The 25,298-nt window shown below is 71.6% G+C and carries 24 protein-coding genes and 1 pseudogene; 9 read left to right on the forward strand and 16 right to left on the reverse strand.

Features of this window, described 5'->3' with window-relative positions; all coding sequences use genetic code 11:
• Positions 1-65 precede the first annotated feature (65 nt).
• The 3 genes from C503_RS43785 to C503_RS0132545 all read right to left on the reverse strand — a co-directional run bounded on the left by C503_RS43785 (position 66) and on the right by C503_RS0132545 (position 2,313).
• The gene (locus C503_RS43785; protein WP_018686416.1) at positions 66-1,061 is read right to left on the reverse strand and encodes an XRE family transcriptional regulator; all 996 of its coding nucleotides are present in this window, start codon (positions 1,059-1,061) and stop codon (positions 66-68) included.
• 130 nt (positions 1,062-1,191) lie between these two features.
• On the reverse strand, positions 1,192-1,833 hold the full coding sequence (locus C503_RS0132540; protein WP_018686417.1) for a hypothetical protein: 642 nt from the start codon (positions 1,831-1,833) through the stop codon (positions 1,192-1,194).
• Between the two features lie 72 nt (positions 1,834-1,905).
• A complete protein-coding gene (locus C503_RS0132545) occupies positions 1,906-2,313 on the reverse strand; it encodes an HIT family protein (RefSeq protein ID WP_018686418.1) in 408 nt (135 codons plus the stop codon).
• 68 nt (positions 2,314-2,381) lie between these two features.
• On the opposite strand from C503_RS0132545, the gene C503_RS41675 reads away from it, so the two are divergent.
• Positions 2,382-3,005: a TetR/AcrR family transcriptional regulator gene (locus tag C503_RS41675; RefSeq protein WP_018686419.1), complete on the forward strand. Its 624-nt coding sequence runs from the start codon at positions 2,382-2,384 to the stop codon at positions 3,003-3,005.
• 160 nt (positions 3,006-3,165) lie between these two features.
• Here C503_RS41675 and C503_RS43790 read toward each other — a convergent pair whose 3' ends face one another.
• Positions 3,166-3,678 (reverse strand): LPXTG cell wall anchor domain-containing protein, encoded by a 513-nt coding sequence (locus tag C503_RS43790; protein WP_018686420.1) that lies wholly within the window; start codon positions 3,676-3,678, stop codon positions 3,166-3,168.
• A 324-nt stretch (positions 3,679-4,002) separates the two neighbouring features.
• Here C503_RS43790 and C503_RS0132560 point away from each other — a divergent pair, with 324 nt between their 5' ends.
• The 4 genes and pseudogenes from C503_RS0132560 to C503_RS0132575 all read left to right on the forward strand — a co-directional run bounded on the left by C503_RS0132560 (position 4,003) and on the right by C503_RS0132575 (position 7,739).
• The gene (locus C503_RS0132560; RefSeq protein WP_156893669.1) at positions 4,003-4,473 is read left to right on the forward strand and encodes a hypothetical protein; all 471 of its coding nucleotides are present in this window, start codon (positions 4,003-4,005) and stop codon (positions 4,471-4,473) included.
• Positions 4,474-4,575: 102 nt separating this feature from the next.
• Positions 4,576-5,654 (forward strand): annotated as a pseudogene (locus C503_RS42780) (MBL fold metallo-hydrolase).
• Positions 5,655-5,674: 20 nt separating this feature from the next.
• Positions 5,675-6,196 (forward strand): GNAT family N-acetyltransferase, encoded by a 522-nt coding sequence (locus C503_RS0132570; RefSeq protein WP_018686423.1) that lies wholly within the window; start codon positions 5,675-5,677, stop codon positions 6,194-6,196.
• Positions 6,197-6,254: 58 nt separating this feature from the next.
• Complete coding sequence (locus tag C503_RS0132575) at positions 6,255-7,739, forward strand: hypothetical protein (RefSeq protein WP_156893670.1); 1,485 nt, start codon at positions 6,255-6,257, stop codon at positions 7,737-7,739.
• Between the two features lie 109 nt (positions 7,740-7,848).
• Here C503_RS0132575 and C503_RS0132580 read toward each other — a convergent pair whose 3' ends face one another.
• The gene (locus C503_RS0132580) at positions 7,849-8,631 is read right to left on the reverse strand and encodes an ABC transporter permease (protein ID WP_018686425.1); all 783 of its coding nucleotides are present in this window, start codon (positions 8,629-8,631) and stop codon (positions 7,849-7,851) included.
• Positions 8,628-9,542, reverse strand: coding sequence for an ABC transporter ATP-binding protein (locus tag C503_RS0132585; RefSeq protein WP_018686426.1), 915 nt, complete (start codon positions 9,540-9,542; stop codon positions 8,628-8,630). The genes C503_RS0132580 and C503_RS0132585 overlap by 4 nt, the downstream gene beginning before the upstream one ends.
• 132 nt (positions 9,543-9,674) lie before the next feature.
• Here C503_RS0132585 and C503_RS41690 point away from each other — a divergent pair, with 132 nt between their 5' ends.
• Together C503_RS41690 and C503_RS0132595 are read left to right on the forward strand one after the other, a co-directional pair.
• Positions 9,675-10,901, forward strand: coding sequence for a sensor histidine kinase (locus tag C503_RS41690; RefSeq protein ID WP_018686427.1), 1,227 nt, complete (start codon positions 9,675-9,677; stop codon positions 10,899-10,901).
• Between the two features lie 166 nt (positions 10,902-11,067).
• Entirely contained in the window at positions 11,068-11,715 is a 648-nt protein-coding gene (locus C503_RS0132595) for a response regulator (protein WP_026316933.1), read from the forward strand.
• A gap of 55 nt (positions 11,716-11,770) precedes the next feature.
• Here the strand turns inward: C503_RS0132595 and C503_RS0132600 are convergent, their stop codons facing one another.
• The 8 genes from C503_RS0132600 to C503_RS47465 all read right to left on the reverse strand — a co-directional run bounded on the left by C503_RS0132600 (position 11,771) and on the right by C503_RS47465 (position 21,471).
• Complete coding sequence (locus C503_RS0132600) at positions 11,771-12,238, reverse strand: hypothetical protein (RefSeq protein ID WP_026316934.1); 468 nt, start codon at positions 12,236-12,238, stop codon at positions 11,771-11,773.
• A gap of 11 nt (positions 12,239-12,249) precedes the next feature.
• Entirely contained in the window at positions 12,250-12,717 is a 468-nt protein-coding gene (locus tag C503_RS0132605) for an SRPBCC family protein (RefSeq protein WP_018686430.1), read from the reverse strand.
• 24 nt (positions 12,718-12,741) lie between these two features.
• Positions 12,742-13,431, reverse strand: a complete 690-nt coding sequence (locus C503_RS0132610) for a histidine phosphatase family protein (RefSeq protein WP_018686431.1) — start codon at positions 13,429-13,431, stop codon at positions 12,742-12,744.
• Positions 13,432-13,518: 87 nt separating this feature from the next.
• Positions 13,519-15,246, reverse strand: a complete 1,728-nt coding sequence (treZ, locus tag C503_RS0132615) for a malto-oligosyltrehalose trehalohydrolase (protein WP_018686432.1) — start codon at positions 15,244-15,246, stop codon at positions 13,519-13,521.
• Positions 15,247-17,487, reverse strand: a complete 2,241-nt coding sequence (gene treY / locus C503_RS0132620) for a malto-oligosyltrehalose synthase (RefSeq protein ID WP_018686433.1) — start codon at positions 17,485-17,487, stop codon at positions 15,247-15,249.
• Positions 17,487-19,607, reverse strand: a complete 2,121-nt coding sequence (gene glgX, locus C503_RS0132625) for a glycogen debranching protein GlgX (protein WP_018686434.1) — start codon at positions 19,605-19,607, stop codon at positions 17,487-17,489. Before glgX ends, treY begins: the two co-directional genes overlap by 1 nt.
• A 166-nt stretch (positions 19,608-19,773) precedes the next feature.
• Positions 19,774-20,988, reverse strand: coding sequence for a serine/threonine-protein kinase (locus C503_RS43795; RefSeq protein ID WP_018686435.1), 1,215 nt, complete (start codon positions 20,986-20,988; stop codon positions 19,774-19,776).
• 138 nt (positions 20,989-21,126) lie between these two features.
• Positions 21,127-21,471, reverse strand: a complete 345-nt coding sequence (locus C503_RS47465) for a hypothetical protein (protein WP_018686436.1) — start codon at positions 21,469-21,471, stop codon at positions 21,127-21,129.
• Here C503_RS47465 and C503_RS0132640 point away from each other — a divergent pair.
• Both C503_RS0132640 and C503_RS41705 read left to right on the forward strand, forming a co-directional pair.
• On the forward strand, positions 21,470-22,723 hold the full coding sequence (locus tag C503_RS0132640; protein ID WP_018686437.1) for a cupin domain-containing protein: 1,254 nt from the start codon (positions 21,470-21,472) through the stop codon (positions 22,721-22,723). The two genes, C503_RS47465 and C503_RS0132640, sit on opposite strands and share 2 nt — an antisense overlap.
• Positions 22,724-22,725: 2 nt before the next feature.
• On the forward strand, positions 22,726-23,571 hold the full coding sequence (locus tag C503_RS41705) for a ferredoxin family protein (RefSeq protein ID WP_169514643.1): 846 nt from the start codon (positions 22,726-22,728) through the stop codon (positions 23,569-23,571).
• Here C503_RS41705 and C503_RS0132650 read toward each other — a convergent pair.
• Both C503_RS0132650 and C503_RS0132655 read right to left on the reverse strand, forming a co-directional pair.
• Positions 23,553-24,923: a DUF2867 domain-containing protein gene (locus tag C503_RS0132650; protein ID WP_018686439.1), complete on the reverse strand. Its 1,371-nt coding sequence runs from the start codon at positions 24,921-24,923 to the stop codon at positions 23,553-23,555. The genes C503_RS41705 and C503_RS0132650 overlap by 19 nt on opposite strands.
• Positions 24,920-25,267: a hypothetical protein gene (locus C503_RS0132655; protein WP_018686440.1), complete on the reverse strand. Its 348-nt coding sequence runs from the start codon at positions 25,265-25,267 to the stop codon at positions 24,920-24,922. Before C503_RS0132655 ends, C503_RS0132650 begins: the two co-directional genes overlap by 4 nt.
• Positions 25,268-25,298: the final 31 nt, after the last annotated feature.

The raw sequence follows: 25,298 nt of genomic DNA on the forward strand, positions 1-25,298 counted from the left end.
GATTCCTACGCACGGTATCCGACCGAACACGCATTCCGTGACGGGTGGCCCGCGATCCAGAGCCCTTATCGCACCGCGGCGAGGTGCCGGTCGGGCACGGCGGGCGATCCGGACAGCAGCGCCCGCATCAGCCGCGGGGTCACGAACAGGCGGTCCGCCAGCTCCGGCACCGGATCGGTGAACGCCAACCCGGCCGCCTCGGCCAACAACCGCGGCACCTCGTCATCCGGCACGTCCCCGTCCGGGACCGCGCGCGGCGGGTCGACCGCGGTGCCGACGAGCCGCAACGCGCGCGCCCGGTGCAGCAGTCGCGCCACCGGCACGCCGAACCGGGTGGCCACCTCGACCGGGTCCCGGCGGATCTCCGCGGCCACCAGCGAGCCGCAGGGCAGCAGCAGCTCTGCCCCGAACGCGACCGCGCTCGGCCGCGCGCAGGTGTCCACGCCGTAGAGCAGGTGGCCGAACTGCTCGGCCGTCGCCCAGCGCCGCTCGGCCACCGGTTGCCGCGGGTCCACGGTGATCACGGTGTGGCCGGGCAGGTCCGCCACGCATGGCGCCCCGGCGAACGGCACCACGATGATCCCGCGGCCCTCCAGCCTGCCCACCAGGCGGTGCAGCGGGCCACCCCGGGCACACCAGTCGAGCCGGACCTTGTGCGCCAGCGCGGTCGGGATCGCGGCCCGTGCGGGCGCGGCAGGCTTACCGGGCGGGAACAATGCCGCGTCCGGCAGCTCTACCTGCTCGTTCAGCACGCACAGCACTTCCCAGAGCAGTTCCAGGAACGCCGCTGTCCGCTCCGCCCCGCGCGGCAACGATGTCCGCTCCAGGTCGAGGTGCAGCCGTGGCCTGCCCGCGGTGAAGAACCCCGGCTCCACGCCCAGCACGCGCGCGCAGGCGCGGACCACGTCGGCGGTCGGTCGGACCTGGCCCAGTTCGTACCGTTCGACCGGATGGCCCAGCGTCGCGGCCAGGTCGGCAGCGCTGCGTCCGGCCAGCCTGCGCGCCATCGTCAGCCGGGGCGGGTCGAACGCCGACGCCAACGCGAAGGGTTCGGAGGACACCGGACGGACTCCCAGCTTGGACGAAAACGGACCGCAACATCGTCGCCTATCGCCCCCGCCCGCGCGCCCCGACCCCGGGAACTCCCACGTCGGCACAGGTCAGCCGGGGTGGATCAGCCGCGCCGGGGCACTACAGCGCGCGCCGCTGACCCGTTCGGCGGCGCAGCGGGCGGTCGAGCGGGACCGCGTCGAACAGGCCCGCCTGGCCGGTGCCGCCGGTGAGGTCCAGCTGTACCAACCATTCCCAGTCGACGTGCGCCCGGTCGTGCCGGTCCGCCTCGCCCTTGCCCGCCCACAATCCGGTCAGTCCCACGTCCTCGCTGCCCGACCACGGCAGCAGCACCAGCTCCCGGTTGGCCACCCACATCTCGCGCCTGCTCAGCAACGCCAGCTCCGGGGACTCGGCGTCGTTGAGCAGCTCCCGGCGCAGCTCGCTTGCGGTGCCCATCGGGCCGTGCGGGCCGCTCGCCGCGCTGAGCGGGTAGAGCGCGACCCGGGGCAGCTTCAGCAGCAGCGACTGGTATCCGCGGTCCGGTGCCAGGCCGTCGATCTCGTCGATCAGCGAGTCGGCGGTCCGCACCAGGTACTGGTAGCGGTCGGTGCCGTAGCTGAAGGCGTTGTCCCAGTGGCCGCGCGCGTCGTCGCGGCGCAGCGCCTGCAGCTCGGCGGCGGCGCGGTGGCCGTCCCACAGCCAGCGCGCCAGCACGGACGTCAGGTGTGCCAGGGACAGCGGTGCCACCAACGCCGCCAGCTGGTCGTGCCCGTCCACCATCTCGCCGCCCCTCGGGAGATACCGCCCAGCACCCCGATCCATCACCCGTTGTACACCACTGATCGCGTCGCGTCAGGTATTCGCGAGCGCGGCGCGAATGCGGTTCGCGTATTCCTCGGCGGGGTGCTCGTCGTCGTAGGGGTGGCGCGGTCCAAGCCAGAACCGTAGCCCGTCCTTCTTGCGGCGCGGGATGACGTGCAGGTGCAGGTGCGGCACCGACTGGCTGATCACGTTGTTGATCATGATCAGCGAGCCGTCCGCGCCGAGTCCGTCCTCCACCGCCCGCTCCAGCCGCTGGGCCAGCGTGAAGAACGGGCCCACCCGCTCGGCGGGCAGCTCGCTGAGGATCGTCACGTGCACCTTGGGTACCAGTAGGACATGTCCGCGGAACAGCGGCCGGTGGTCCAAAAAGGCCAGCGTGTCGTGGTCCTCGTGGACGGTCGCGGCCGGGAGTTCCCCCGCGACGATTCCGCAGAACACGCATGTTTCCGACAAGGATTCCTCCAAGCGGCCCGGATCATCGCGGTGACCTGGGCACAATGGCTGATGTGACCGTTCCAGACACGCCTTACCAGGTTCGGCGGACACCCACCCAGTATCGGGCCAGCAGGCAGATCGAGCGCATCCTGGACGCGGCGGCCAGGGTGGTCGCGGAGAAGGGGTTCGCGGCCACGACCACCGCCGACATCGCGAAGGCGGCGACTGTCTCGATCGGATCGGTCTACCGCTACTTCCCGGACAAGACCGCGGTGATGCGCGCCGTGCTCGACCGCAACACCCGCCGGTTCTCCGAACGGGTCGGTGAGCACGTCGCCGAGCACGAGGACGACGACGGCTGGCGGGCGGCGGTGGAGCACGCGCACACCGTCTACGTGGACATGTGCCGCGCGGACAACGGTTTCCGCGCGGTGAGCGGCGCGGGCCTGGCCGCCGGTGAACTGGAGTCCACCGGCTTCGACGACCCGCTCGCCGCGGTGTTCGCCGAGTTGCTGGTGGCGCGCTTCGACTTCGTGGACACCCCGGCGCTGCGGGCCACCATCCTGCAGTGCGTCACCACCGCGGACGTGCTGACCCGGCTCGCCTTCCGCCTTGACGCGGTCGGCCACCAGGACACCCTCGACCAGACCCGGCGGATCATCGTCGACCTGGTGGCCTCGCACGCCCCGGCCTGAGCGGCGCGCGCTCGCCGGTGCGGACATCGGTGATCCATCCGTTGGGGTGCCGGGCGAACCGCGGCCGCCGTGGACAACTACTGGACACCGCAACGGCGAGAGGGCTGGAACCCCGGCGGGTTCCAGCCCTCTCGACCGTCGTACCAGGTGCTCGCCGAGACTAGTCGGCGGAGCGGCGCCTGCGGGCGAGCACGAGCACGCTCGCGCCGCCGACCACCAGCAGGCTGCCCAGAGCGAGCGGGGCGCCCACGTCGGCACCGGTGTTGGCCAGCTCGTCGCCGCCCGCCGCGTCGTTCTGCACGGCGGCGTTGGCGCGGCCCTGCGGGTTCGGCACCTTCGCGGTCGGCGTCACGACCGCGCCCGCCGAGCGCACCGGCTGGGTCGGGGTCCTGGTGACGGTCGACTCGGGCGCGCTGGGCTCGGTCGGCTTCGTGGTGGTGGTCTCCGACGGCTCCGTCTTGGTCGTCGTCGTGGTGGTGGTCGTGGTCGTGGTGCAGCCCGGGTCCTCACCCGCGATGCGGACCGTGCCCTCGCCGGTCGGCGCGCACGGGTCGGGGTCGTCCTCGGCGCTCGCGATACCGGAGAAGACCGCCGTGGCGACGATGGCGACGGTGCTGACGACCAGGGTGCGACCGGCGGCTAACAGCCAGTCGCGGGAACGCTTCGTGTTCAAGGCAACTCCATCTCCAGCAGGGTTGTCGCGGGCCCTCACGCTTCCGAGCCGCAGACGAGAACCAGCAGAACCGAGGTGAGAGTAGTCACCCACGTGGGTGGCTTTTCAGCAGGGTAGCGACTGTTAGTGCTCTCGTTACCCAGTTGATGACGATCGGCCATAACTCACAAGTGTGGTGGGCATCGATATGCGTCCTCTTTGTGTCATTGGCGTCAATGCCTCCCCAGCGGGCATTCGGGTGATGTACACAGGAGGTACGACCACACCGTGTCATCGGAGCGCCTTGTTGTCGCGACAATGACACCGGCCAATCGGGTGATCACGATGAGTCAGCCCTGCGAACTGTCACAACCGTCCGACCTGAGCGAGATCGACGACCTGCTCCGCGCCGTTGTCGCGGACGGGTTCACCGTGTACCTGTGCGGTGGCGCCGACCAGCCCGAGGCGATCGTGGCCACCTACGCCTGGGAGCACCACGTCGACTTCGTGGTGATCAAGGACGCGCACGACGTCACCGCCGCGCGCGCCCGGCAGACGCCCGACTGGGACGTGTTCACCGCCGAGACCGTCGTCTGGTCCTACCACGGGCACGCCCGCTGGGCGCTGCGCGCGATCCTGGACCTGCTGCCGCCGGACCACCCGGACGCCCCCGACGAGGAGTACCCGGCACCGACCGGCATCCGCCTCGACGCCGACCAGCTCGGCGGCATGTCGGTGCGCGCCCCGCGCCCCGGCCTGGTCGCCCGCCGCGCCATGCGCCTGCGCCTGACCGCGGGCGGCGACCCGACCGCCTGACCGGACTCGACTTGACCGGACCGGCTGACCAGACCTGCCCGACCGGCTGACAGCGCCGCCCCGCTGAGAGCCATCACAGCGCCCGGCGGCGACGATGTACGCATGAGACGAGCACTGATCGCGCTGGGGCTGGCCGCGGCGGCCTGGGTGGCCCACGACGTCCCGGTCGCGCTGGGCAGGCGGTCGCGCGGTGCGCGGGCCGACCGGATCGCCCGTTCCCCGCAGTTCCGCGACGGTGCCTTCCACAACCGCGCCGATCCGCGCCCCATGGACCCCGCCGTCATGCGGACCACCATGCGCGAGTTCTTCGCCGACGGTGCCAAGCGCAAACCCGCGGGCCCCGTCCCGTGGTCACCCCGGGTGCTCCGGTCACCGAGGGCCTGCACATCACCTGGCACGGGCACGCCACCGCGCTGGTGGAGCTGGACGGCGCCCGCGTCCTGCTCGACCCGGTCTGGAGCGACCGGGTGTCGCCGTCCCGGCTGGTCGGGCCGCGCAGGCTGCACCGGCCGCCGCAGCCCATCGAGCAGCTGCCCCCGGTCGACGCCGTGGTCATCTCGCACGACCACTACGACCACCTGGACCTGGCCGCGATCCGCGCGCTGCTGCGTACCCAGACCGCGCCGTTCGTGGTGCCACTGGGCATCGGCGCGCACCTGGAGCGCTGGGGCGTGCCGGACGACCGGATCATCGAGCTGGACTGGTCGGAGACGGCCAAGGTCGGCGGGCTGCGGCTGACCGCCACCGCCGCGCAGCACTTCTCCGGCCGCGCCTTTGCCCGCGACCGCACGCTCTGGGCGTCCTGGGTGATCGCCGGACCGGAGCACAGCGTCTTCTACACCGGCGACTCCGGCTACTTCGACGGCTACGCCGAGATCGGCGCCGAGTACGGGCCGTTCGACGCGGCCCTGGTGCAGGTCGGCGCGTACGCACCCGGCTGGCCGGACATCCACATGACGCCGGAGGAGGGCGTGGCCGCGCACGTGGACGTGCGCGGCGGGCTGATGATCCCGGTGCACTGGGCGACGTTCTCGCTCTCCCCGCACCCGTGGGCCGACCCGGTGGAGCGAGTGCTGGCCGAGGCCGAGCGGCGCGGTGTGCCGGTCGCGGTGCCGCGGCCGGGCCAGCGGGTGGACGTGGCCGCGCCGCCGCCCGTCGACCGTTGGTGGTCCACCCTCTGAACAGCGATTACGCTGCGCCCGTGCTGACCTTTCGCCGGGCGGGCCTGGCCGATGTCCCGATGCTCGTGCCGCTGGTGCAATCGGCCTACCGCGGCGAGTCCAGCCGGATCGGGTGGACGACGGAGGCCGATCTGCTGGAGGGACAGCGCACCGATCCGGAGGGCGTCGCCGAGGTGATCACCGCGGGCAAGAGCGCGGTGCTGGTGGCCGAGCGCGACGGTGTGCCGGTGGCCTGCTGCCATGTCGCGGTGGAGGACGGGGCGGGCTACTTCGGCATGTTCGCGGTGGTCCCGTCGGAGCAGGGCGGCGGCGTGGGCCGGGCGGTGCTGGCCGAGGCCGAGCGGTACGTGGCGGCCGAGTGGGGGCTGACCGAGCTGCGTATGAAGGTGATCACCGCGCGGGCCGACCTGATCGCCTGGTACGTCCGCCGCGGGTACCTGCGCACCGGCGAGATGTCGCCGTTCCCGTACGGCGACGAGCGCTTCGGCGTGCCGTTGCGCACGGACTTGGAGTTCGAGCTGCTGGTCAAGCCGTTGCGCTGATTAGGCCGGGTGTGGACGGCTCGCGGTGGGTGTCGGATGCGCGCGCGACAATGTGTCGGTGCGGACAATCCACGACCACGTCGTCGCCCATCTGGACCCGAGCGGGTGCGGGCTGCTGCCCGGCGGCGAGGTGCTGCCCGACGACCAGATCGACGAGTCGGACGGCGGCGGCTTGGCGCGGTGGGCCACCGACCGGTACACCGGCCGCGGCGGCGACGCGCTGCCGGACCTGATCGCCGCCGCGGTCCGGGATCCGGCCGGGTATGAGCCGTTGTACGCCGCGCTATGCGACCGGACCGCGCTCGCCGATCTCGACGGACTGCTCGACGGGGTGCGGGATCTGGAACTGCCTGCCGCCGGAACGCGGGCACTCGGCCGTCGCCTGGTGGTCGAGTCCGGCCACCGGGCGGCGGTGAAGGTCGGCATCGCGCTGCTCGGGCTGGGCTTGTCCGCGATCGACACCGAGCTGCTGCTGACCGTGGGCAGGCACGAGGAGTTCACCCGGTTCGTGGTGGACACCGTCCGCGCCGCGCACGCCGACCCGGAGCCGGTGCTGCTCGCCCTGGCCCGCGGGGTCGAGGGCTGGGGTCGGATCAGCGTGGTGGAGTGCTTCGGCCCCGACGCGGGCCCGGAGGTGCGGGACTGGTTGCTGCGCGGCGGTTTCCGCAACTCCGAGATGGACACCTACCTGGCCCACCGCGCCGCCACCATCGGCAGGCTGGCCGACGCCCTGGCCGCCGAGCCGGACGAGGAACTGTTCGACGCGGCCGCCGAGATCGTCTGCGCGCTGGTCGAGGGCGGCCCGGCCGAGGACATCGACGACTACCCGGACGCCCCACTCGCGCTGTGGCTGCTGGTCGGCCACCTGACCACGCGCGCGCACGCGCTGCGCCACTTCGTGGTGGCCGCCCGGATCTCGGAGTTCCTCACCGGCCCCGGCTGGGACGAGCGCTACACCCGCGGCTGGGACCTGGCCCGCCACGACGCCCTGGTCCGCCGCTGCCGCGACCTGATGGCCGAACCCCGCTGGCGCGACCTCACCCTGCGCGACCTCGACGCCGCCGACGACCGCGTCCACCAGGACGCCGACTACGCCGCCCGGGTCCTGGGCATCGACCGGTTCCCGGCCACCGTCCGCCGCATCCGCGCCACCCCCACCGACGCCGACTGGCTGAGCCTGATGTCCCAGGCCACCACCACCCGGCTGCCCGCCATCCTGGACCTGGCCTCCGCCGCGCTGCCCCTGGCCGCCCTGTCCACCGGCCCGACCGACATTGCCGCCGTCGGCGACCGTCTGTCCGCGCACATGGTCCTCGGCACCGTGGTGACCGGACTGCGCGACTTCCCCGGCCATGGCACGGATTTCGTCCTGGCCGCGCTGCGCTGCCCGGTCACCCGCAACCGGGTCATGGCCACCCGCACCCTCACCGGGTGGGGGCCGGAGACGTGGGACCCCGAGGTCCAGTCGGCCCTCCGCCAAGCGGTCGCTGAGGAGCCGGACCCGACGGTGCGGGAGAGCATGTCCCAGCTGCTGACGTCCTAAGTTCGTCCACTATGGAGTTATCAATCTACAATGGATCCGATGGGTCGGGGCTAGGTGACCGCCTTGTAGTGCCTGTCGTGAAGTCGTGTCGTACTCGGCCGTTGTCAGATCATGCGTCCCTCCGGGAGAAGCGCAGCCAACCCAGGGCCAGCGGTACGGCGGCGTAGGCCAGTGCGACGATCACGGCCGCCGCTGGGGACAGCACGGTGTCCGTCGTCGTGCCGCTGATCGCCGGGGCCAGGTTCACCAGGGACATCGACGTGATCCACTCCGTGGCGGGCGGGGGCAGGAACAGGCCGAGGCCGGGGAGCACGAACAGCAGCAGCGTGACCGTCACCAGGGCACCCGCGGTCGAGCGGAGCGCGGCACCTAAGCCAAGGGCCAGCAGGGCGACGACCACCACGATCGTCCCGTTCGCCAATGCCGAGGGCACGCCGTCGATCGGGGTCGGCCACGGGGCGAGTGGGGCGGGCCGGTCGCCCACCACCCACGTGGTCAGTGCGTACAACGCGAACGAGACGACCATTCCCGCCGCCGCGGCGATGCTCGCGACCGTGAGTGCCTTGGCCGTGAACAGCTTGCGGCGTGCCGGGACACCGATCATGGTGGCCCGGATGGCGCCCGTGCCGTACTCGGCGGTGAACACCGGGGCGGCGATGGCGGCGAGCGCCAGGCCGAGTACGGGGGTGATCAGGATCGAGGGATCGGCACTGGCGAAGTGGGCCCGTAGATCCGGTGGGGACGCGTCGAAGTCGTTGGTGAGCAGGATCGCCAGCACGGCGCCCGCGACGACGGCCAGGAGCGCCGCGGCCGGGACGGTGCGGGTGGAGCGCAGGGAGCGCAGTTTGAGCAGCTCGGCGGAGTACGCGTCGCGCAGGGTGTGGGTGGTCATCGGTAGGACTCCTGTCGGGTGGCGCGGAACTCGGTGCTGTGCTCGGTGAGCTGTAAGTAGGCGTCCTCCAGGCTCGCCGAGCGCTGGGTGAGGCCGTGCACGGCGTGGCCGCGGGCGCGGGCGAGGTCGCCGATCTCGCCCGGCGACAAACCGGTGACCGACAAGCCGTCCGGCTCGGTGTGGACCTCCGCCCCAGCCGCGCGCAGCGCCCGCGCCAGGTCGTCGCGGTCCGGCGTGGTGACCAGTACGTCGCGGTGGAACCGTTCGGTCAGTTCGGCCATGGACGCCTCGGTGATCAGCCTGCCGCGGCCGATCACCACGACGTGGTCGGCGGTGAGCGCCATCTCGCTCATCAGGTGGCTGGACACGAGCACGGTGCGGCCTTCCCTGGCGAGCCCGCGGACCAGGTCGCGCAGCCAGCGGATGCCCTCCGGGTCGAGGCCGTTGACCGGCTCGTCGAACAGCAGCACCGTCGGATCGCCGAGTAACGCGGCGGCCACGCCCAAGCGTTGCTTCATACCCAGGGAGAAGCCGCGCACGCGCCTGTTCGCCACGCTTGCCAGGCCGACCTCGGCGAGCACCCGCGCGGCCCGGACCCGGCCGATGCCGTTGGCGCGGCCGAGGCAGTGCAGGTGGTCGAGCGCGGTGCGGCCGCCATGCACCCCGCTCGCGTCGAGCAGGGCGCCGACGTGGTGCAGCGGCCGTGGGATCGTCGCGTATGGCCTGCCGTCGATCAGGGCGCGCCCCGAGGTGGGTGCGTCCAGACCGAGCAGCATGCGCAGGGTGGTGGACTTGCCGGACCCGTTGGCGCCGAGGAACCCGGTCACCCGACCGGGCCGGACGGTGAACGTCAGGCCGTCCACGGCCGTCGTGGGGCCGTATCGTTTGGTGAGTTCGATGAGCTGAATCATGGTGACAACGATGGCCTCGCGAGCGGCCCGGCGGATCGGAGCACGGTCCGGTCTTCAGGGCCCCGCATCGGACCACGGTATGACACCGCTGGTCCGACGACAGCCGCCGATCCGCTCGATACCGTCGTGTGCATGGACAAGCAGCGCATACCGTTCACGGGCAGGCTGACGCCCCGGCACCTCGTCGTCTTCGACGTCGCGTTCGCCGTGGCGATGGCTGTGCTGGTGAGCGGCAACCTGGCGGGCGGTGCCTGGGCGCCACCCGGGGGCGTGCCGGACTGGATCGCGCATGTCGTGGCCGCGCTCGCCCTGGTTCCGGTGGTGCTCCGCCGGTTCTGGCCGGTGTCGGTCTTCGCGGCCGCCGTCGTCGTCGCGGTGCTCACCTATGCCGTGGGCGTCGGCTGGGAGGGTTGCCTGGTCCTGGTGTTCGCCCTCTACTCCCTGGCGAGCAGCCGGGGATTCCGCGCGGGCGTGTTCGGAATGCTCATCGCCATGCTGCTCGTGGTGGTCGCCGCCGTCGCCTCCGACGTCGCCTGGGTGGTCCTGGGCTGCACCCTCGTGGTCGCGGGCTGGGCCCTCGGGGTGCTGTCCCGTGAACGCCGCGAACTCCTGGCGCTCACCGCCCGGCAGAGTGCTGCCGAGGCCGTCGGCGCCGAGCGCCTGCGTATCGCCCGCGAACTGCACGATGTGATCGCGCACGACATGACCATGATCACCGTCCGCGCCGCGGTGGCCAACCACGTGGCCGCCGACCGCCCGGACGAGGCAGGCGCCGCCCTCACCGAGATCGAGGAGGCCAGCCGCGCGGCCCTCGCCGAGCTCCGCCGCATGCTCGGCATGCTCCGCGCCACCGAGGACGACGCCCCGGTCGCCCCGGCCCCCACCCTCGATCAGATGACCGAGCTGATCCGCCGCGCCGAACTCGCCAGCGTCAAGGTCGACGTCGTCTACCACGACTCCGGCACCATGCCCAACGGCGTCGAACAGACCGTCTTCCGCATCGTGCAAGAGGCACTGACCAATGTGGTCAGACACGCCGCTCCCGCCAACTGCCGGGTTCTCGTCGACGACACCGGCCAATCCGTCACTGTCGAGGTGACCGACGACGGCACCCGACTCGCCGCGGACCATCCCATCGACCATCCCACCGGCCACGGCCTCATCGGCATGCGCGAAAGAGTCGGCCTCTACGCGGGCCAGTTCAGCGCAGGCCCCCAATCCGGCGGTGGCTTCGCCGTCCGTGCCCACCTCCCGTATGCCGACACGACAGAGGCGAGCACCAGCAGGACAAGCATCGGCAGGGCCCGCGACGGCACAGACCAGGGCAACACCACCACGGTCGCCATTCGAGAACCATGACCACGCCACGTTGACGCGGATGGGTGAAGATTGGGGGGACTGTGTCCTTGATCGTCGGGTCGGGCTGCTCATACCTGTGAGCCCGGATCGAAGGTCCGGCATGACGGTGGGAGACAGGGGCGATGAGGTGTACCCAGGGGAGCGGTGCCTGCGCACGGGGGTGGCTGTGGTTCGGGTGGTGATCGCCGATGACCAGGCGTTGTTGCGGGCGAGTTTTCGGATGTTGATCGAGTCGGCGGAGGATCTTGAGGTGGTCGGGGAGGCCGGGGACGGGGTGGAGGCCGTGGAGGTCGTCACGCGGACCGGAGCCGATGTCGTCCTGATGGATGTCCGGATGCCCCGGCTCGACGGGATCGGCGCCACCAGGGAGTTGCGCGGCAAGGGGGCGCGGGTGTTGATCCTGACCACCTTCGACCTCGACGAGTACGTCTACGGCGCACTGCGCGCGGGCGCCAGCGGGTTCCTGCTCAAGGACACCCGGCCCGCCGATCTGCTCTCCGCGATCCGGTTGGTGGCACGCGGTGAGGCGCTGTTGGCGCCATCGGTGACGCGGCGGCTCATCGGGGAGTTCGCGCGGATGCCCGGTCCGGGGAAGCGGCCCACGCCGTTGGACGGGGTGACCGAGCGAGAGCGGGAGGTGCTCGTGTTGATCGCGCGGGGGTTGTCCAACGCGGAGATCGCGGAGCGGCTGGTGTTGAGTCCGGCCACGATCAAGACGCACATCGGGCGGCTGTTGGCGAAGCTGCACGCGCGGGACAGGGCCCAGTTGGTGATCGCCGCCTACGAGTCCGGGCTCATCACACCGTCGCGCTGACGCACCGGTCTTGGCCGTGTCGTGCGGGACACGGCCAAGACGGTCCACAGTGGAACTATTCCACGGTGCGGCGGTACCGGATCTCGCGGCGCGGACCCGGGAGCGCGAACCGGCGGATCAGATAGGTGAGGGCGGCGCCGATGAGCAGCCACACGATGGCGGCGGTGCCGTAGTTGAACAGGACGGCGGCCTTGTGCGAGCCGGGCGCGAACAGCCCGTCGAAGCCAAGGGACACGCCGGAGGAGAACCCGGCCACGAACGAGGCGAACCCGTTGTCCGGGTTGGCCTCGGCCAAGACCAGGATGATCTGCGCGACCAGTACGACCGCGAACAGACCCACGATGAAGGTGATCGCCGAGCACACCATGCGGACGGTGCGCACCCGGCCTGCGTAGCTGTCCTCGACCCGCTCGCGGACGACCTCTTCCTGGGCGGGCCGTACGTACGGGTCGTCCCGGTACGCGGGGTCCCGCTGAGGTAACGCTCGCGTCCGCTGCGGATCGGGCTCCTGCGGATAGGTCATGCCGATAATGGTCACACCGATGGGGGCGGCCCGCTTGACAAGTCGGGCTCGAACATCCCGGCCAGCCGGTCGAGGGTGGCGTGGATGCCGCGCCGGTTGCGTTCCGGGAAGCCGACCAGGGCGAGCAGGAACCCCACCGGCGTGGTCGAGTAGTCGAACGTCTCGGTCACCTCGGTGCGCCCGTCGCCGAGGTCGCGCAGCTGCCAGCGCCAGCGGTGGCCGTAGAAGTGCCGCCAGGCGATGAGCAGGCTCTCCTCGTACTCCACCACGGTGTTGAGGATCTTGTACGGCAGGCCCATCTTCATGTCCATGCCGAACCGCGCGCCCAGCTCCAGCTTGCGCGGGCCGGTGCTGCGGGAGGCCTGGACCGTGCCGGAGCCGTCGATGAGCGGGTGCTGGGCGGGGTCGGCCAGCAGCGCGAAGATCCGGTCCGGCGGGGCGGCGATGACCCTGGTCTCGGACACCTGGCGAGTCGACATGCGTTGATGTTACTCGCCGGTCACTTACGTCGGCAGCGCGCCCGCCCGGGACAGGTCGCCGTCCAGGTGGGTGGTGTCGTTGTAGCGGCGCACGGTCCACTCGTCACCGGACACGACCAGGTGCGTCAGCGATCCGTTGTCGCAGCCGAGGAACGCGAACGGTCCCGCGCCGGTGGCCGACGCCAGCACGCGCGCGATCACTCCGCTGTGCGTGAACACGACCAGCCGCTGCCCTGGGTGCGCTCCCGCCAGCCTGCGGATCGCCCCCTCGACCCGGGCCTGGAATACCTCGTCCCGTTCCGCACCGGGGATCGCGTCCCACCGCTGCTCGCGGCGCGACCGCAGGAAGGTCGGGTCCCGCTCGGCGACCCGCTGCCGGAACACGCCGCCTTCCCAGTCGCCGAGGTGCACCTCACGTAGGTCGGGCTCGACCAGCGGGACCTTCCCGGTCGCCGCCAGATAGGGCGCCGCCGTCTGTACCGTGCGCCGCAACGTGGTCACGTACGCGACGTCGATCTCCACGTCGGCCAGCCGCTTGCCGACCGCCTCGGCCTGGCGCCTGCCCTCCGGTGCCAGCTCCGGGTCGCCCTGTCCGTCGTCGAGTAAGTCGAACAGCACTCCGGGGCGGGCAGGCGCTGATTCGCCGTGGCGGATCAACAGGAACTCGGTCGCCCCGGCGGGGGTGGCGAAGCGCGGCTGGCGGTACTCGGTCATGGGGCACAGCAGATCGTCCCGTCCCGGCTCGCGTCAAGGGGGTACAACGCTGTTCGCCCACTGTCCACATGTCGGCCGGGCGGGCCACTAGCCGCGTGTCGCCGGGCCTGTGGACAGAATCGCGAAATTGTCGGTGGGAAGGAGGATGCTCTCCTCGTCGGCGGTGACCCCGGGCGAGGACAGGAGGATCGGATGTTTCGGCACAGCAAGGGTTTCGGTGGCCAAGTTGACCACGACCCGGTAGGGGCCACGGTGCAGCACGAGGGAGTTCGCCGTGGGTGTCTCGACCGTGAACCGGTCCAACCGGGGGTCGGCCAGGGCGGGATGTGCCTTGCGGAGCGCTATCAACGCGCGGTAGGTCGCGTACACCGCGCGGTGGTCCGGCTCGCCCGGCTCGTTCCAGTCCAAAGTGGATGCTGTCACCGTCGCGGCCGCCATCGGGTCGGGGACCTGCGCCTCGCCCCAGCCGTGTTCGGCGAACTCACGGCGGCGGCCGGTGCGGACCGCCTCCGCCAGCTCCGGGTCGGGGAAGGACGCGAAGAACTGCCACGGTGTGCCTGCGGCCCACTCCTCGCCCATGAACAGCATCGGCGTGTACGGCGAGCACAGCACGATCGCCGCGCCGCACAGCACCCGCGCGGTCGGCACCGTCGCGGTCAGGCGGTCGCCGGTGGCGCGGTTGCCGATCTGGTCGTGGTTCTGCAGGTACGCCAGGAACCGGTGCCCCGGAGTACTCCGTGGGTCGATCGGCTTGCCATGCGTACGACGGCGGAACGAGGACCATGTGCCCGCGTGGAAGAACGCCGAGCGCAGCGTGGTGGGCAGCGCGCCCGCGAAGTCCGCGTAGTAGCCCGACACCTCACCGGTGAGCGCGACGTGCAGCGCGTGGTGGATGTCGTCGCACCACTGCGCGGTCAGCCCGTACCCGCCGGACGGCCGGGGCGTGACGTGGCGCGGGTCGTTCAGGTCCGACTCGGCGATCAGCGACAGCGGCCTGCCCAGGCCCGCCGCGAGCGCGTCCACCTCCTCCGCCAACTGCTCCAGCAGGTGCGTTGCGCGGTTGTCGGACAGCGCGTGCACGGCGTCCAGCCGCAGCCCGTCCAGGTGGTAGTCGCGGAACCAGTCCAGCGCGTTGTCCACGACGTACCGGCGCACCTCGTCCGAGTCGGGTCCGCTCAGGTTCAGCGTGGGGCCCCAGATCGTGCGGCCCGCGAAGTAGGGGCCGAACCTGTCGAGGTACGCGCCGGACGGACCGAGGTGGTTGTAGACCACGTCCAGCACCACGCCCAGCCCGCGCGCGTGGCAGGCGTCCACGAACCGCTTGAACCCGTCCGGGCCGCCGTAGGGCGCGTGCACCGCGCCCCACAGCACGCCGTCATAGCCCCAGCCCGCCGTGCCGTCGAAGGCGTTGACGGGCAACACCTCCACGAGATCGATGCCCAGGTCCACCAGGTGGTCCAGCCGCTCGATGGCCGCGTCGAACGTGCCATCGGCGGTGAACGTGCCGATGTGCAGCTCGTAGAGCACGCTGCCCGGCAACGCGCGACCCGTCCAGCCCGCGTCGGTCCAGACGAACGCCGCGTGGTCGTAGCGGCGCGACGGACCGTGCACGCCGTCGGGTTGCCACCGCGAGCGCGGGTCGGGCAGCGGCTGCTCGTCCCCGTCCAGCAGGAACGCGTAGTCGGTGCCCGGTCCCGCGCCCGGCACCTCCGCGTGCCACCACCCGTGGTCGTCGCGGGCCATCTCGTGGCGGGTGCCGTCGATGACGAGGCGGACGCGTGCGCGTTCCGGTGCCCAGACGGTGAAGGACTCCATTCACGCTCCCAGCAGGAGGGCCACGGGGTAGTGCGTCAGCAGGTCGGCTACCCCGCCGTCGGCGGGCCTGCCGGTGAGCTGGTCGATCCAGGTGCCGCCGGGCAGGTCGACCCGGGTGTCGGCCCAGTCGGTCAGCCGGGCCGGGAAGCGGGTGGCGACCGCGATGAGCCCGGTGCGCTCGAAGGCCACCACGTGCCGGGCGGCGGGTCCGCGCGCCTCGACCGGGCGGTAGCCGGTGAACAGCTCCGGCCGCTCCCGGCGCAGCCGCAACACGGTGCGCACCACGTGCAGCTTCGCCGCGCCGGTCTCGTCCACCGGCGGCGGCCAGCCCGCGGCGAGCTTGTCCAGCAGGTCCCGGCGCTCGGTGAAGTCCACCGGCCTGCGGTTGTCCGGGTCCACCAGGGACAGGTCCCACAGCTCGGTGCCCTGGTAGACATCCGGCACGCCCGGCCCGGCCAGCTGGAGCAGCTTCTGCCCCAGCGAGTTGGACCACCCGTGCGGCGTGATCCGCGCGGCGAACGCGGTGACCTCGGCCAGCAGCAGCGGGTCGGCGAACACCGCGCGCGGCCAGGCGCGCACGGCCTCCTCGAACTCCTCGTCGTGCTCGGTCCACGAGGTGCGGACCTTGGCCTCCTTGGCGGCCTTGTCCAGGTACGCCGAGAGCCGGGCAGGCGTGATCGGCCACGCGCCCAGCAGCGACTGCCAGGCCAGCAGGTTCAGCGTCGGCTCGGGCAGCCCGCACCGCTCGGTCCAGCGCCGCACCGCCGCGCCGAACTCCTCGGGCAGTTCCGCGAGCACGGCGAGCCGGGCCCGCACGTCCTCGGAGCGCTTGGTGTCGTGCGTGGACAGCGTCGTCATCGCGAACGGGTGCCGGGTCTCGCGCGCGGCCTGGGCGGCGTGGAACTCCGCGGGTTCCACGCCGAAGCGGGACGGGTCGCCGCCGACCTCGTTCAACGCGGCGAACCGGGTGTACCGGTAGAAGGTCGTGTCCTCGGTGCCCTTGGCCACGATCATCCCGGAGGTCTGCTGCACCCGGGTCGCCAGTTCGCCGTGCGGGTCGTCGCGCACCTGCCGGTCGACCGCGGCCACGGCGTCGGCCAGGTCGGGCCGTACGCGCCGCACCTCGGCGACCGCCGCCGCCCAGTGGTCCTCGCCCTCGGGCAGGTACGACCGGTACACCGGGAAGCACGCCATCAGCTCGGCGATGACCTGACGCGCCTGCCCATTGTCCACATCGGACACGAACGACGCGATCCGGTCCACCTCGGCGGCCAGCGAGGTCGTCGCGATCAGCCGACGGCACTCGCCGCGCACCGCGTCGAAGTCGGTCGGCACGCCCAGCTCGGTCGCAAGAGCGTCGAACGCCTGCTCTGCGGCGGGGTCCACGAACACCCCGCACACCTCGCGCAGCGCGTCGTACCCGGTCGTGCCCGCCACCGGCCACGACTCGGGCAGCACCTCGCCCGGTTCGAGGATCTTCTCCACCACGATCCAGCACCGCGCCCGCTCGGCCAGCCGGTGCGCGTACCCGGTGGGGTCGGCGAGCCCGTCCGGGTGATCCACCCGCAGGCCCTGCACGTCGCCCTCGGCGACCCAGCGCAACACCTCGCGGTGGGTCGCCTCGAAAACTTCAGGGTCTTCCACCCGGACCCCGGCCAGCGTGGTGACGTCGAAGAACCGCCGGTAGTTCAGCTCCTGCGCGGCCCGACGCCAGTCGATGAGCCGGTAGTGCTGCCGGTCGTGCACCGCCCGCGCGTCACCGGTACCCGTACCGGGCGCGATGGGGAACTCGTGGTCGTAGTACCGCAACCGGTCGCCCTCGACCGTCAGCTTGTCCAAGTCCTCATCGGAACCCAGCACCGGCAGCACCACCGGGAACGACGCGATGTCGAAATACCGCGCGTACCGGGACGACGGGCCGTGCGTGAGCACGTCCCACCACCACGGGTTCGCCGACGGCACCTCGACCGCCATGTGGTTCGGCACGATGTCGACCACCAGGTCCAACCCCAGCGCCCGCAAACGTTTGACCATCGCCAGCCGACCCGGCTCCCCGCCCAGCTCCGGGTTGGCGCGGCTCGGGTCCACCACGTCGTAGCCGTGCGTGGAGCCCGGCGTCGGCGTCAGGATCGGCGAGGTGTACACCGCGCCGACGCCCAGGTCGGCCAGGTACTCGGCGAGGTCGGCGGTCTCGGCGAAGCCGAAACCCGGGCGCAGCTGCAGCCGGTAGGTCGAGCGCATCACTCGACCCCGGTTCGGCGCAGCACGATCAGTGACCGGGACGGCAGCACCATGGTCCCCTTTCCCGAGTAGGTGGCCGGTTCCGGTGGGGAGACGTCTCCGGTGGTGGTGTCGAGCACGACCTCCCATTCGGCGCCGTAGTCGCCGTCCGGCACGGTCACGTCGATGTCCTCGTAGTGCGCGTTGAAGCAGAGCAGGAAGGAGTCGTCGGTCACGCGCTCGCCGCGCGTGTCCAGGTCGGGGATGCCCTCCCCGTTGAGGAAGGTCACGATGCAGCGGCCGAACCCGGCCTCCCAGTCGTCATGCGACATCTCCTGCCCGGCGGGGGTGAACCAGGCGATGTCGCGCAGCTCGTCGCCGCGTCGGATCGGGCGGCCCGCGAAGAAGCGGCGGCGCCGGAACACCGGGTGCCGGGCGCGCAGCGCGACCACGCCCGCGGTGAACTCGATCAGGTCGGCGTTGGTCTCGGCGAGCGACCAGTCCACCCAGGACAGTTCGGTGTCCTGGCAGTAGGCGTTGTTGTTGCCCTGCTGCGTGCGGCCGAGCTCGTCGCCGTGCAGCAGCATCGGCACGCCCTGGGACAGCATCATGGTGGCGATCATGTTGCGGCGCTGGCGCGCGCGCAGTCCGTTGACCTCCGGGTCGTCGGTGTCGCCCTCCGCGCCGCAGTTCCAGGACCGGTTGTCGTCGGCGCCGTCGCGGTTGTCCTCGCCGTTGGCCTGGTTGTGCTTCTCGTTGTAGGACACCAGGTCGTTGAGGGTGAAGCCGTCGTGCGCGGTGACGAAGTTGATGGACGCGAACGGTTTGCGGCCGTCCTCCTGGTAGAGGTCGGACGAACCGGTGATGCGCGAGGCGAACTCGCCGAGCGTGGCGGGCTCGCCGCGCCAGAAGTCCCGCACCGTGTCCCGGTACTTCCCGTTCCACTCGGTCCACAACGGCGGGAAATTGCCGACCTGGTAGCCGCCCGGCCCGACGTCCCACGGCTCGGCGATCAGCTTGACCTGGCTGATCACCGGGTCCTGCTGGACGATGTCGAAGAACGCGGACAGCCGGTCCACGTCGTAGAACTCGCGGGCCAGGGTGGCGGCGAGGTCGAAGCGGAACCCGTCCACCCGCATCTCGGTCACCCAGTAGCGCAGCGAGTCCATGATCAGCTGCAGGGTGTGCGGGTTGCGCACGTTCATCGAGTTGCCGGTGCCGGTGTAGTCCATGTAGTAGCGGCGGTCGTCCTCGACGAGCCGGTAGTACGCGTCATTGTCGATACCGCGCATGGACAGCGTCGGCCCCAGGTGGTTGCCCTCGGCGGTGTGGTTGTAGACCACGTCCAGGATGACCTCGATGCCCGCCTCGTGCAGCGTCCGCACCATCGCCTTGAACTCCGCCACCTGCGCGCCCTGCGCGGTCTGGCTGGCGTAGTCGGCGTGCGGGGCGAAGAACGCGATCGTGTTGTAGCCCCAGTAGTTGCGCAGGCCACGCTGCGACAGGCCGTCGTCGTGCAGGAACTGGTGCACCGGCATCAGCTCGATCGCGGTCACGCCCAGCCGCTTCAGGTGCTCGATCACCGCCGGGTGCGACAGGCCCGCGTAGGTGCCGCGCAGCTCCTCCGGCACGTCCGGGTGCCGCATGGTCAGCCCGCGCACGTGCGCCTCGTAGATGACGCTTTCGTTGTACGGGATGTTCGGCGGGCGGTCGTTGGCCCAGTCGAAGAACGGGTTGACCACCACGCCCTTCACGGTGTGCGCCGCCGAGTCGTCGTCGTTGCGCCCGTCGGGTGACCCGAACGGGTAGCCGAACACGGACTGGTCCCAGTCGACCGTGCCCGCCACGGCCTTGGCGTACGGGTCGAGCAGCAGCTTCGCCGGGTTGCACCGCTGGCCGTTCGGCACGTCGAACGGTCCCTCGATCCGGTACCCGTAGTGCCTGCCGGGCAGTACCCCGGGCAGGTAGCAGTGCCACACGAAGCCGTCGACCTCCGGCATCCGCACCCGGTGCTCGGTGCCGTCCGGGTCGAACAGGCACAGGTCTACCCGGCTGCCCGCCTCCGAGAAGACCGCGAAGTTGGTGCCTGCGCCGTCGTAGGTGGCGCCGAGCGGGTAAGGGGTTCCTGGCCAGGGCCGCACTCAGTCTCCTCGGTCACACCCGGCCGCCGGGGACGGCCGCGAGGTCTGCTCATCTCGGGGTCGATCGGGTCTAGCGGGCACTCGACGCTGAGTCTGCCGCCAGCCTATGGGGGCGCGCCCGTCGCGGGCAGTGCTGTGCGCGCTGTCACCGACTCGGGTACGGATTTCAGCCGTCGCCATCGTCGCCGGGGCGCGCGCCGGGCCACTGGCCCCAGCCGCCGCCCCAGGTGCCCCAGTTCCCCCAGCGCGGGCGCGCGGCGGGCGGCTTGGTGACGGTGACGACCTTGGTCGAGACGGTGGGTACCTCGATCATGCCGGTCGCCGCGCCCAACGGCATGACCGGGATCGTGGGCGTGGTGGTGATCTGGGCGCTCGGGACCGTGACGTGCGCGGCCGGGGTGGCGGGTTGTTGTTCCGCGCTGGACGCACCGGTGGAGAGCAGGGCCGCCGCTCCGCCGATGAGTAATGCGCCCGCCATCAGGCTGGCGTGCACGAGTCCGGGCGCGCGTCTGGCCGGAACCGGGAGTTCCGCGGTCGCGGGTTTCTCGTGCTGCGGTTCCGGCTTCGGCTGAGGCGACGCGAGCGGGCCGAGTAGGGCCGCGGTGGCCAGCCGCTGCGCGCACTCGTCCGCGGACGGGCGGTTCTCGGGCTCGCGCGCGGTCATCGCGGTCAGTGTGTTCGCCCAGATCGCGGGCAGCCAGGCGGGCACCTCGGCGTCCTTGGTCAACCGGGCGATCGCCGCCTCTACGTCCGAACCCTGGTAGGCGGGCTTGCCGGTGAGGCACTCCAGCAGCACCAGGCCGAGCGAGTAGACGTCGCCCGCCGGGCCGGTCAGCTCGCCGCGCACCTGCTCCGGCGCCAGGTAGGCGGCCGTGCCCACGCAGTGACCGGTCGAGGTCAGCCGGGCCCCGCTGAGCGCGCGGGCGATGCCGAAGTCGGCCAGGTAGCACTCGCCCGCCGCGTCGATGAGCACGTTCGACGGCTTCACGTCCCGGTGCACGATGCCGCGCGAGTGCACATAGTCGAGGATGTTCGCCAGCCGCACGCCCACCCGCGCCACCTCGCCCGCGGGCAGCACGCCGTCGTCGAGCCTGCCGCGCAGCGTTCCGCCGTCGACCAGCTGCATGACCAGGTAAGGGCGGTCGTGGTCCACCGCGACGTCGTACACGCGGACCAGGCCGGGGTGTGACAACCCGGCCAGCAGCCGCGCCTCCGTCTCCAGGCGGGCCACGGTGGCGCCGTCCGCGCGCGGGTGGAACAGCTTGACCGCGACCTCGCGGCCCAGCCGGAGGTCCACCGCGCGGTGCACATCGGCCATGCCGCCCGAGCCGATCGGCTCGCCGAGCCGATACCGCCCGTCGAGCACCGTCCCGGTCCCCATGCCACCTCCCGCGGTTACGCCCCGTCGGGAGATACCCGACCCTCGTCCGGGGCAAACGCGAACCTCGGTCGGGTGGTCATTGGCACATCGGGCGCATGGAGTGACCCGTTCGGGGGTACCAGGAGGCCAACTGAACGGCTAACCGAGCGAGGAGGAGCCATGTCTCTCGAAGACGACGACATTCGCAGCGGGCACACCGCGGGCGCGGTCGGCGCCGATTCCGGTGCCGGGTCCGACCATGGCGCGGCGGATGGTGGCGCGGGCGCGGACGGCGGGGCCGATGGTGGTGCCGACGGCGGTGCCGCGGGTCCGGCCGACCACGGCGCGTCCGGTATCCCCGGTGGTCACGACGGTGGTGCCGACGGCGGGGCCGATGGTGGCGCGGACTCGGGCGCCGGGTCCGACCACGGTGCGGCCGACGGCGGGGCCGGTGGTGACGGTGGCGCGGACGGCGGTGCCGACGGTTCGGCGGTCCGCTGACATGACCGCGCTCGCCGACCCGGTCGGGCAGTCCGTTTCGGACTGCCCGACCGTGCGCCGGTGCGTGGCCGTCGCGCCGGAGGTGTTCGCCGCCGAGCACTGGGGGCGGCGGCCGCTGGTCAGCCCGGCGGCCGAGCTGCCCCGGCCGTTCGACGACCTGCTCACCCTGGCCGACGTGGACGAACTGTTGTCCCGGCGCGGCCTGCGCACCCCCTTCCTACGGGTCGCCCGCAACGGCGACGTCATCTCGTCCGACCAGTTCACCCGGGGTGGCGGGGTCGGCGCCGAGGTGGCCGACCAGGTGGGCGACGACCAGGTGGCGCGGCTGTTCGACCAGGGCTGCACGCTCGTCCTGCAGGGCCTGCACCGGCTGTGGCCGCCGCTGATCGAGCTCGCGGGGCGGCTCAGCAGTGAGCTGGGGCATCCGGCTCAGATCAATGCGTACATCACGCCGCCGTCATCGCAGGGGTTCGCGGCGCATTTCGACGTGCACGACGTGTTCGTGCTCCAGGTCGCCGGGCAGAAGCGGTGGCGGGTGCACGAACCGGTGCACGAGGACCCGCTGCGCAGCCACCACTGGGACAAGTACCGGGATCAGGTCGCCGAGCGGGCTGGTGAGTCGCCGGTGATTGATCGGGTGCTGTCCCCGGGGGACGCTCTCTACCTGCCGCGTGGCTACCTGCACTCGGCCAAGGCGCTCGGTGAGGTGTCCGCGCACCTGACCGTCGGTGTGCATGTGCTGACGCGGTACGCGCTGGTCGAGGCGTTGCTGGGGCTCGCGGGTGCGGAGCGGGACCTGCGGACGACATTGCCCCTGGGGATTGACGCCGCTGATCCGGACCAGATTGCCCCGCACCTGGCCGAGACGGTCGAGGTATTGGCCCGAGTGCTGGGCGAGATCGCTCCGGGCGAGGTGGCTCGGCGGGTGCGCGATCGGGTGTGGTCGGGGAGTCGGCCGCAGCCGTTGGCGCCGATCGCGCAGGCAGCAGCGGCCAGTTCGGTGCGGGTGGGGGATGGCGTGCGGTTGCGCGAAGGCGTGCGGTTCCGGCTCGGGTTCGAGGGTGAGTCCGTGGTGCTGGAGTTGCCGGGGAACCAGCTGACGTTGCCTGCGAGCACCGGGCCCGCGCTGGCCACGCTGCTGGCGGGTGCGTCGTGCGTGATCGGTGAGCTGCCGGGGTTGCCCGGTGCCGATCAGGTCGTGTTGGTCCGCCGCCTGTTGCGGGAAGGCGTCCTCGTCCCCGCTTGTGGTTCTTGACCGTGGTCGAGCGATGCGCTGAGGCCCGCGCTCGCCGGGGTGATCCACTCCCGGCGAGCGCGCCGCCCGTCGCGCGTTGGCTGCTCATCGAGCAACCCGGCCCGTGGGGGGCTGATCCGTGGCGTGACTCGCGGTTGCCCGCGTCGGTGGTGGCTTCCGTCGCCGCGCAGGCGGCTGCCGCGCGGGTCCGGGTGTTGTTGATCCGACGCCCGGGTCGGGCGGTGCCGGGGCCACGTCGGTGGGCATTGGTCAACTCGCGGCCCGGGGTTGAGGGCTCGTGGTGGTCGGAGTTCACCGACCCCGATGAGCTGATGGACCTGCGGTTGGACGCGGATCGCGGCGCGCCGTCGCGCGCGCCGGTGTATCTGGTGTGTGCCCATGCCCGGCATGACGCGTGCTGCGCATTGCTCGGACGACCGCTGGCGGCGGCGTTGGCGGTCGAGCGTCCCGAGGCGACCTGGGAGTGCACGCACGTCGGCGGTGACCGGTTCGCGGGGAACCTGGTGGTGTTACCCCACGGGCTCTACTACGGGCAGGTTGCTCCGGAGCGCGGGCTGGACATTGCCACGAGGTACGAGCAGGGGCACCTGGAGTTGCCCCTGCTGCGCGGTCGGTCGGTGTTCTCGGCGCCCGTGCAAGCGGCGCAGCAGTTCGTCCGGGAGGACGCGGGAGAGACGGGGATCGACTCGTTCCCTCCGCTGTCCGTGCGGGAGGTCGAGGACCAGCTCTGGGAGGTGGCCTTGGCAGGCGCATTGATCCGAGTGCGCGCGGTGAACCGTCGGAGTGATACGCCGCTGACCTGTTCCGCCCCGGCACCCGGGTTGTTCCGTTACTTCGTCCGAGCCTGAGTCTCCCGCGCGAGTGCGTGGGCGCGTCGCACCTGCTTGCGGGCCATCACCTTGAACACCACGAGGTGGATCGGATAGACCGCGCGCCAGTAGACCCAGCCGAGCATTCCCTTGGCGCGCAGGGCACCCACCTGCTCCAGCTCGGTGTCGCCGATCCGGTAGGCGAGCCACGCCTCACCGCAGAACCACTTCTCGGTCATCAGCACGATGTGCCGGTCACCGAAGTCGGCCACGGTCCACCAGTCCACCGTCGCACCCCGGGCCACGCTCGCCGGTCGGTGCAATGTGAGGCGCTCGCCGAACAACCTGCCCAACATGATCCGCAGCCACCACGCCCACGCCCAGCCGTACCAGCGCAGGCTGCCGCCGCACCGCCGCAGGTCCAGCCGCGCGCCGGGGGCGTCGCCCGGACCGACCTCGATCCGGGTGGTAAGCGTGAACACGCCGTCGCGGACCCCGTCCCGCAGCTCGAACACGTTCATCCGATCGCGTTGGCTGTCCAAAGTAGACCGAATGGCGTCGTCCACCGGGGTGGGGACGACGTCGAAGGCGGTGGTCGGTTCGGTCACGACGACATCGGTGGCCAGGCTGTCGATGAGCGAGCGGCTGACAGCGCGGTCGACCGGCGTGACCAGGTCGACCCAGTGCGCCGACAGCCTCGGGGTGAGCAGCGGAACCTGCGCGATCCGGCGCCGCGGCAGACCGCGGACCCGGGCGTAGCGGTGCATGAGTTCCTTGTAGGTGAGGACATCCGGCCCGCCGATCTCGTGCACCCCGGCCGGGACCCGCGGGTCGGCGGCCTGCCGGAGATAGGTCAGGAGGTCTTGCTCCGCGAGCGGTTGCACTCGGGTGTCCACCCAGCGCGGGCAGATCATTACGGGCAGCCGCTCGGTGAGATACCGGAGCATCTCGAACGAGATGCTCCCGGACCCGATAATGACGGCCGCCCGCAATTCGACGACCGGGACCCCGGTCGACGCGAGCAATGAACCGACCTCCTGCCTGCTGGCCAGATGCCGCGACAGCCGGTCGGCCCCGAGCCCACCCAGGTAGACGATCCGCTCCACCTCGGCGGCCGCGGCGGCGGCGGCGAAGGACCGCGCCATGACCCGGTCCCGCTCGGCGAAATCCGACCCGCCCGCCATGGCATGCACGAGGTAGTACGCGGTGCTGACTCCTTGCAATGCCTCGGTCAATGCCCGCGTGTCGGTGACATCAATGGCCTCGGCCCGCACGTTCGGCCCGTGCGGCAACGCCTCGATCCGCCTGCCCAGGGCCAACACCGGCACCCCGGCGAGACTCTCGACGAGCAACCGCCCGACGTACCCGCTCGCCCCCGCGACCGCGATCACGTCGTCGCGTGCAGGCTGGTGAACGCCCGCACCCGATCAATCCGGGCATGCACGTCCCGCGCAGGCCGTCCGATCCCGTCCTGCCACGCCGCGTGCCCGATCGCCGCCCGGATCGCGGCCCCGCTCACCCGGTGCCGCAACGCTTCCCCGATGAGCGGAACCACCAGCCGTCGCGTCCTCTCGTCATCCAGGTCCGGACTGTCGATCAGCCGCCGGTGCGCCGCGAACAGGTCGACGGTGAGATCACTGGCGATGGCAGTGTCGTGCAGGCAGCCGTCGAAGACGCGATAGACGAAGGTCAACAACCGATCGTGCTGCACACCCCACCGCACCGCGAGATCCACCGCCCGACACCTTCAGCCGCACCCAGCCAAC

The sequence above is a fragment of the Actinokineospora enzanensis DSM 44649 genome (assembly GCF_000374445.1).
In the GTDB taxonomy this organism is placed as follows: domain Bacteria; phylum Actinomycetota; class Actinomycetes; order Mycobacteriales; family Pseudonocardiaceae; genus Actinokineospora; species Actinokineospora enzanensis.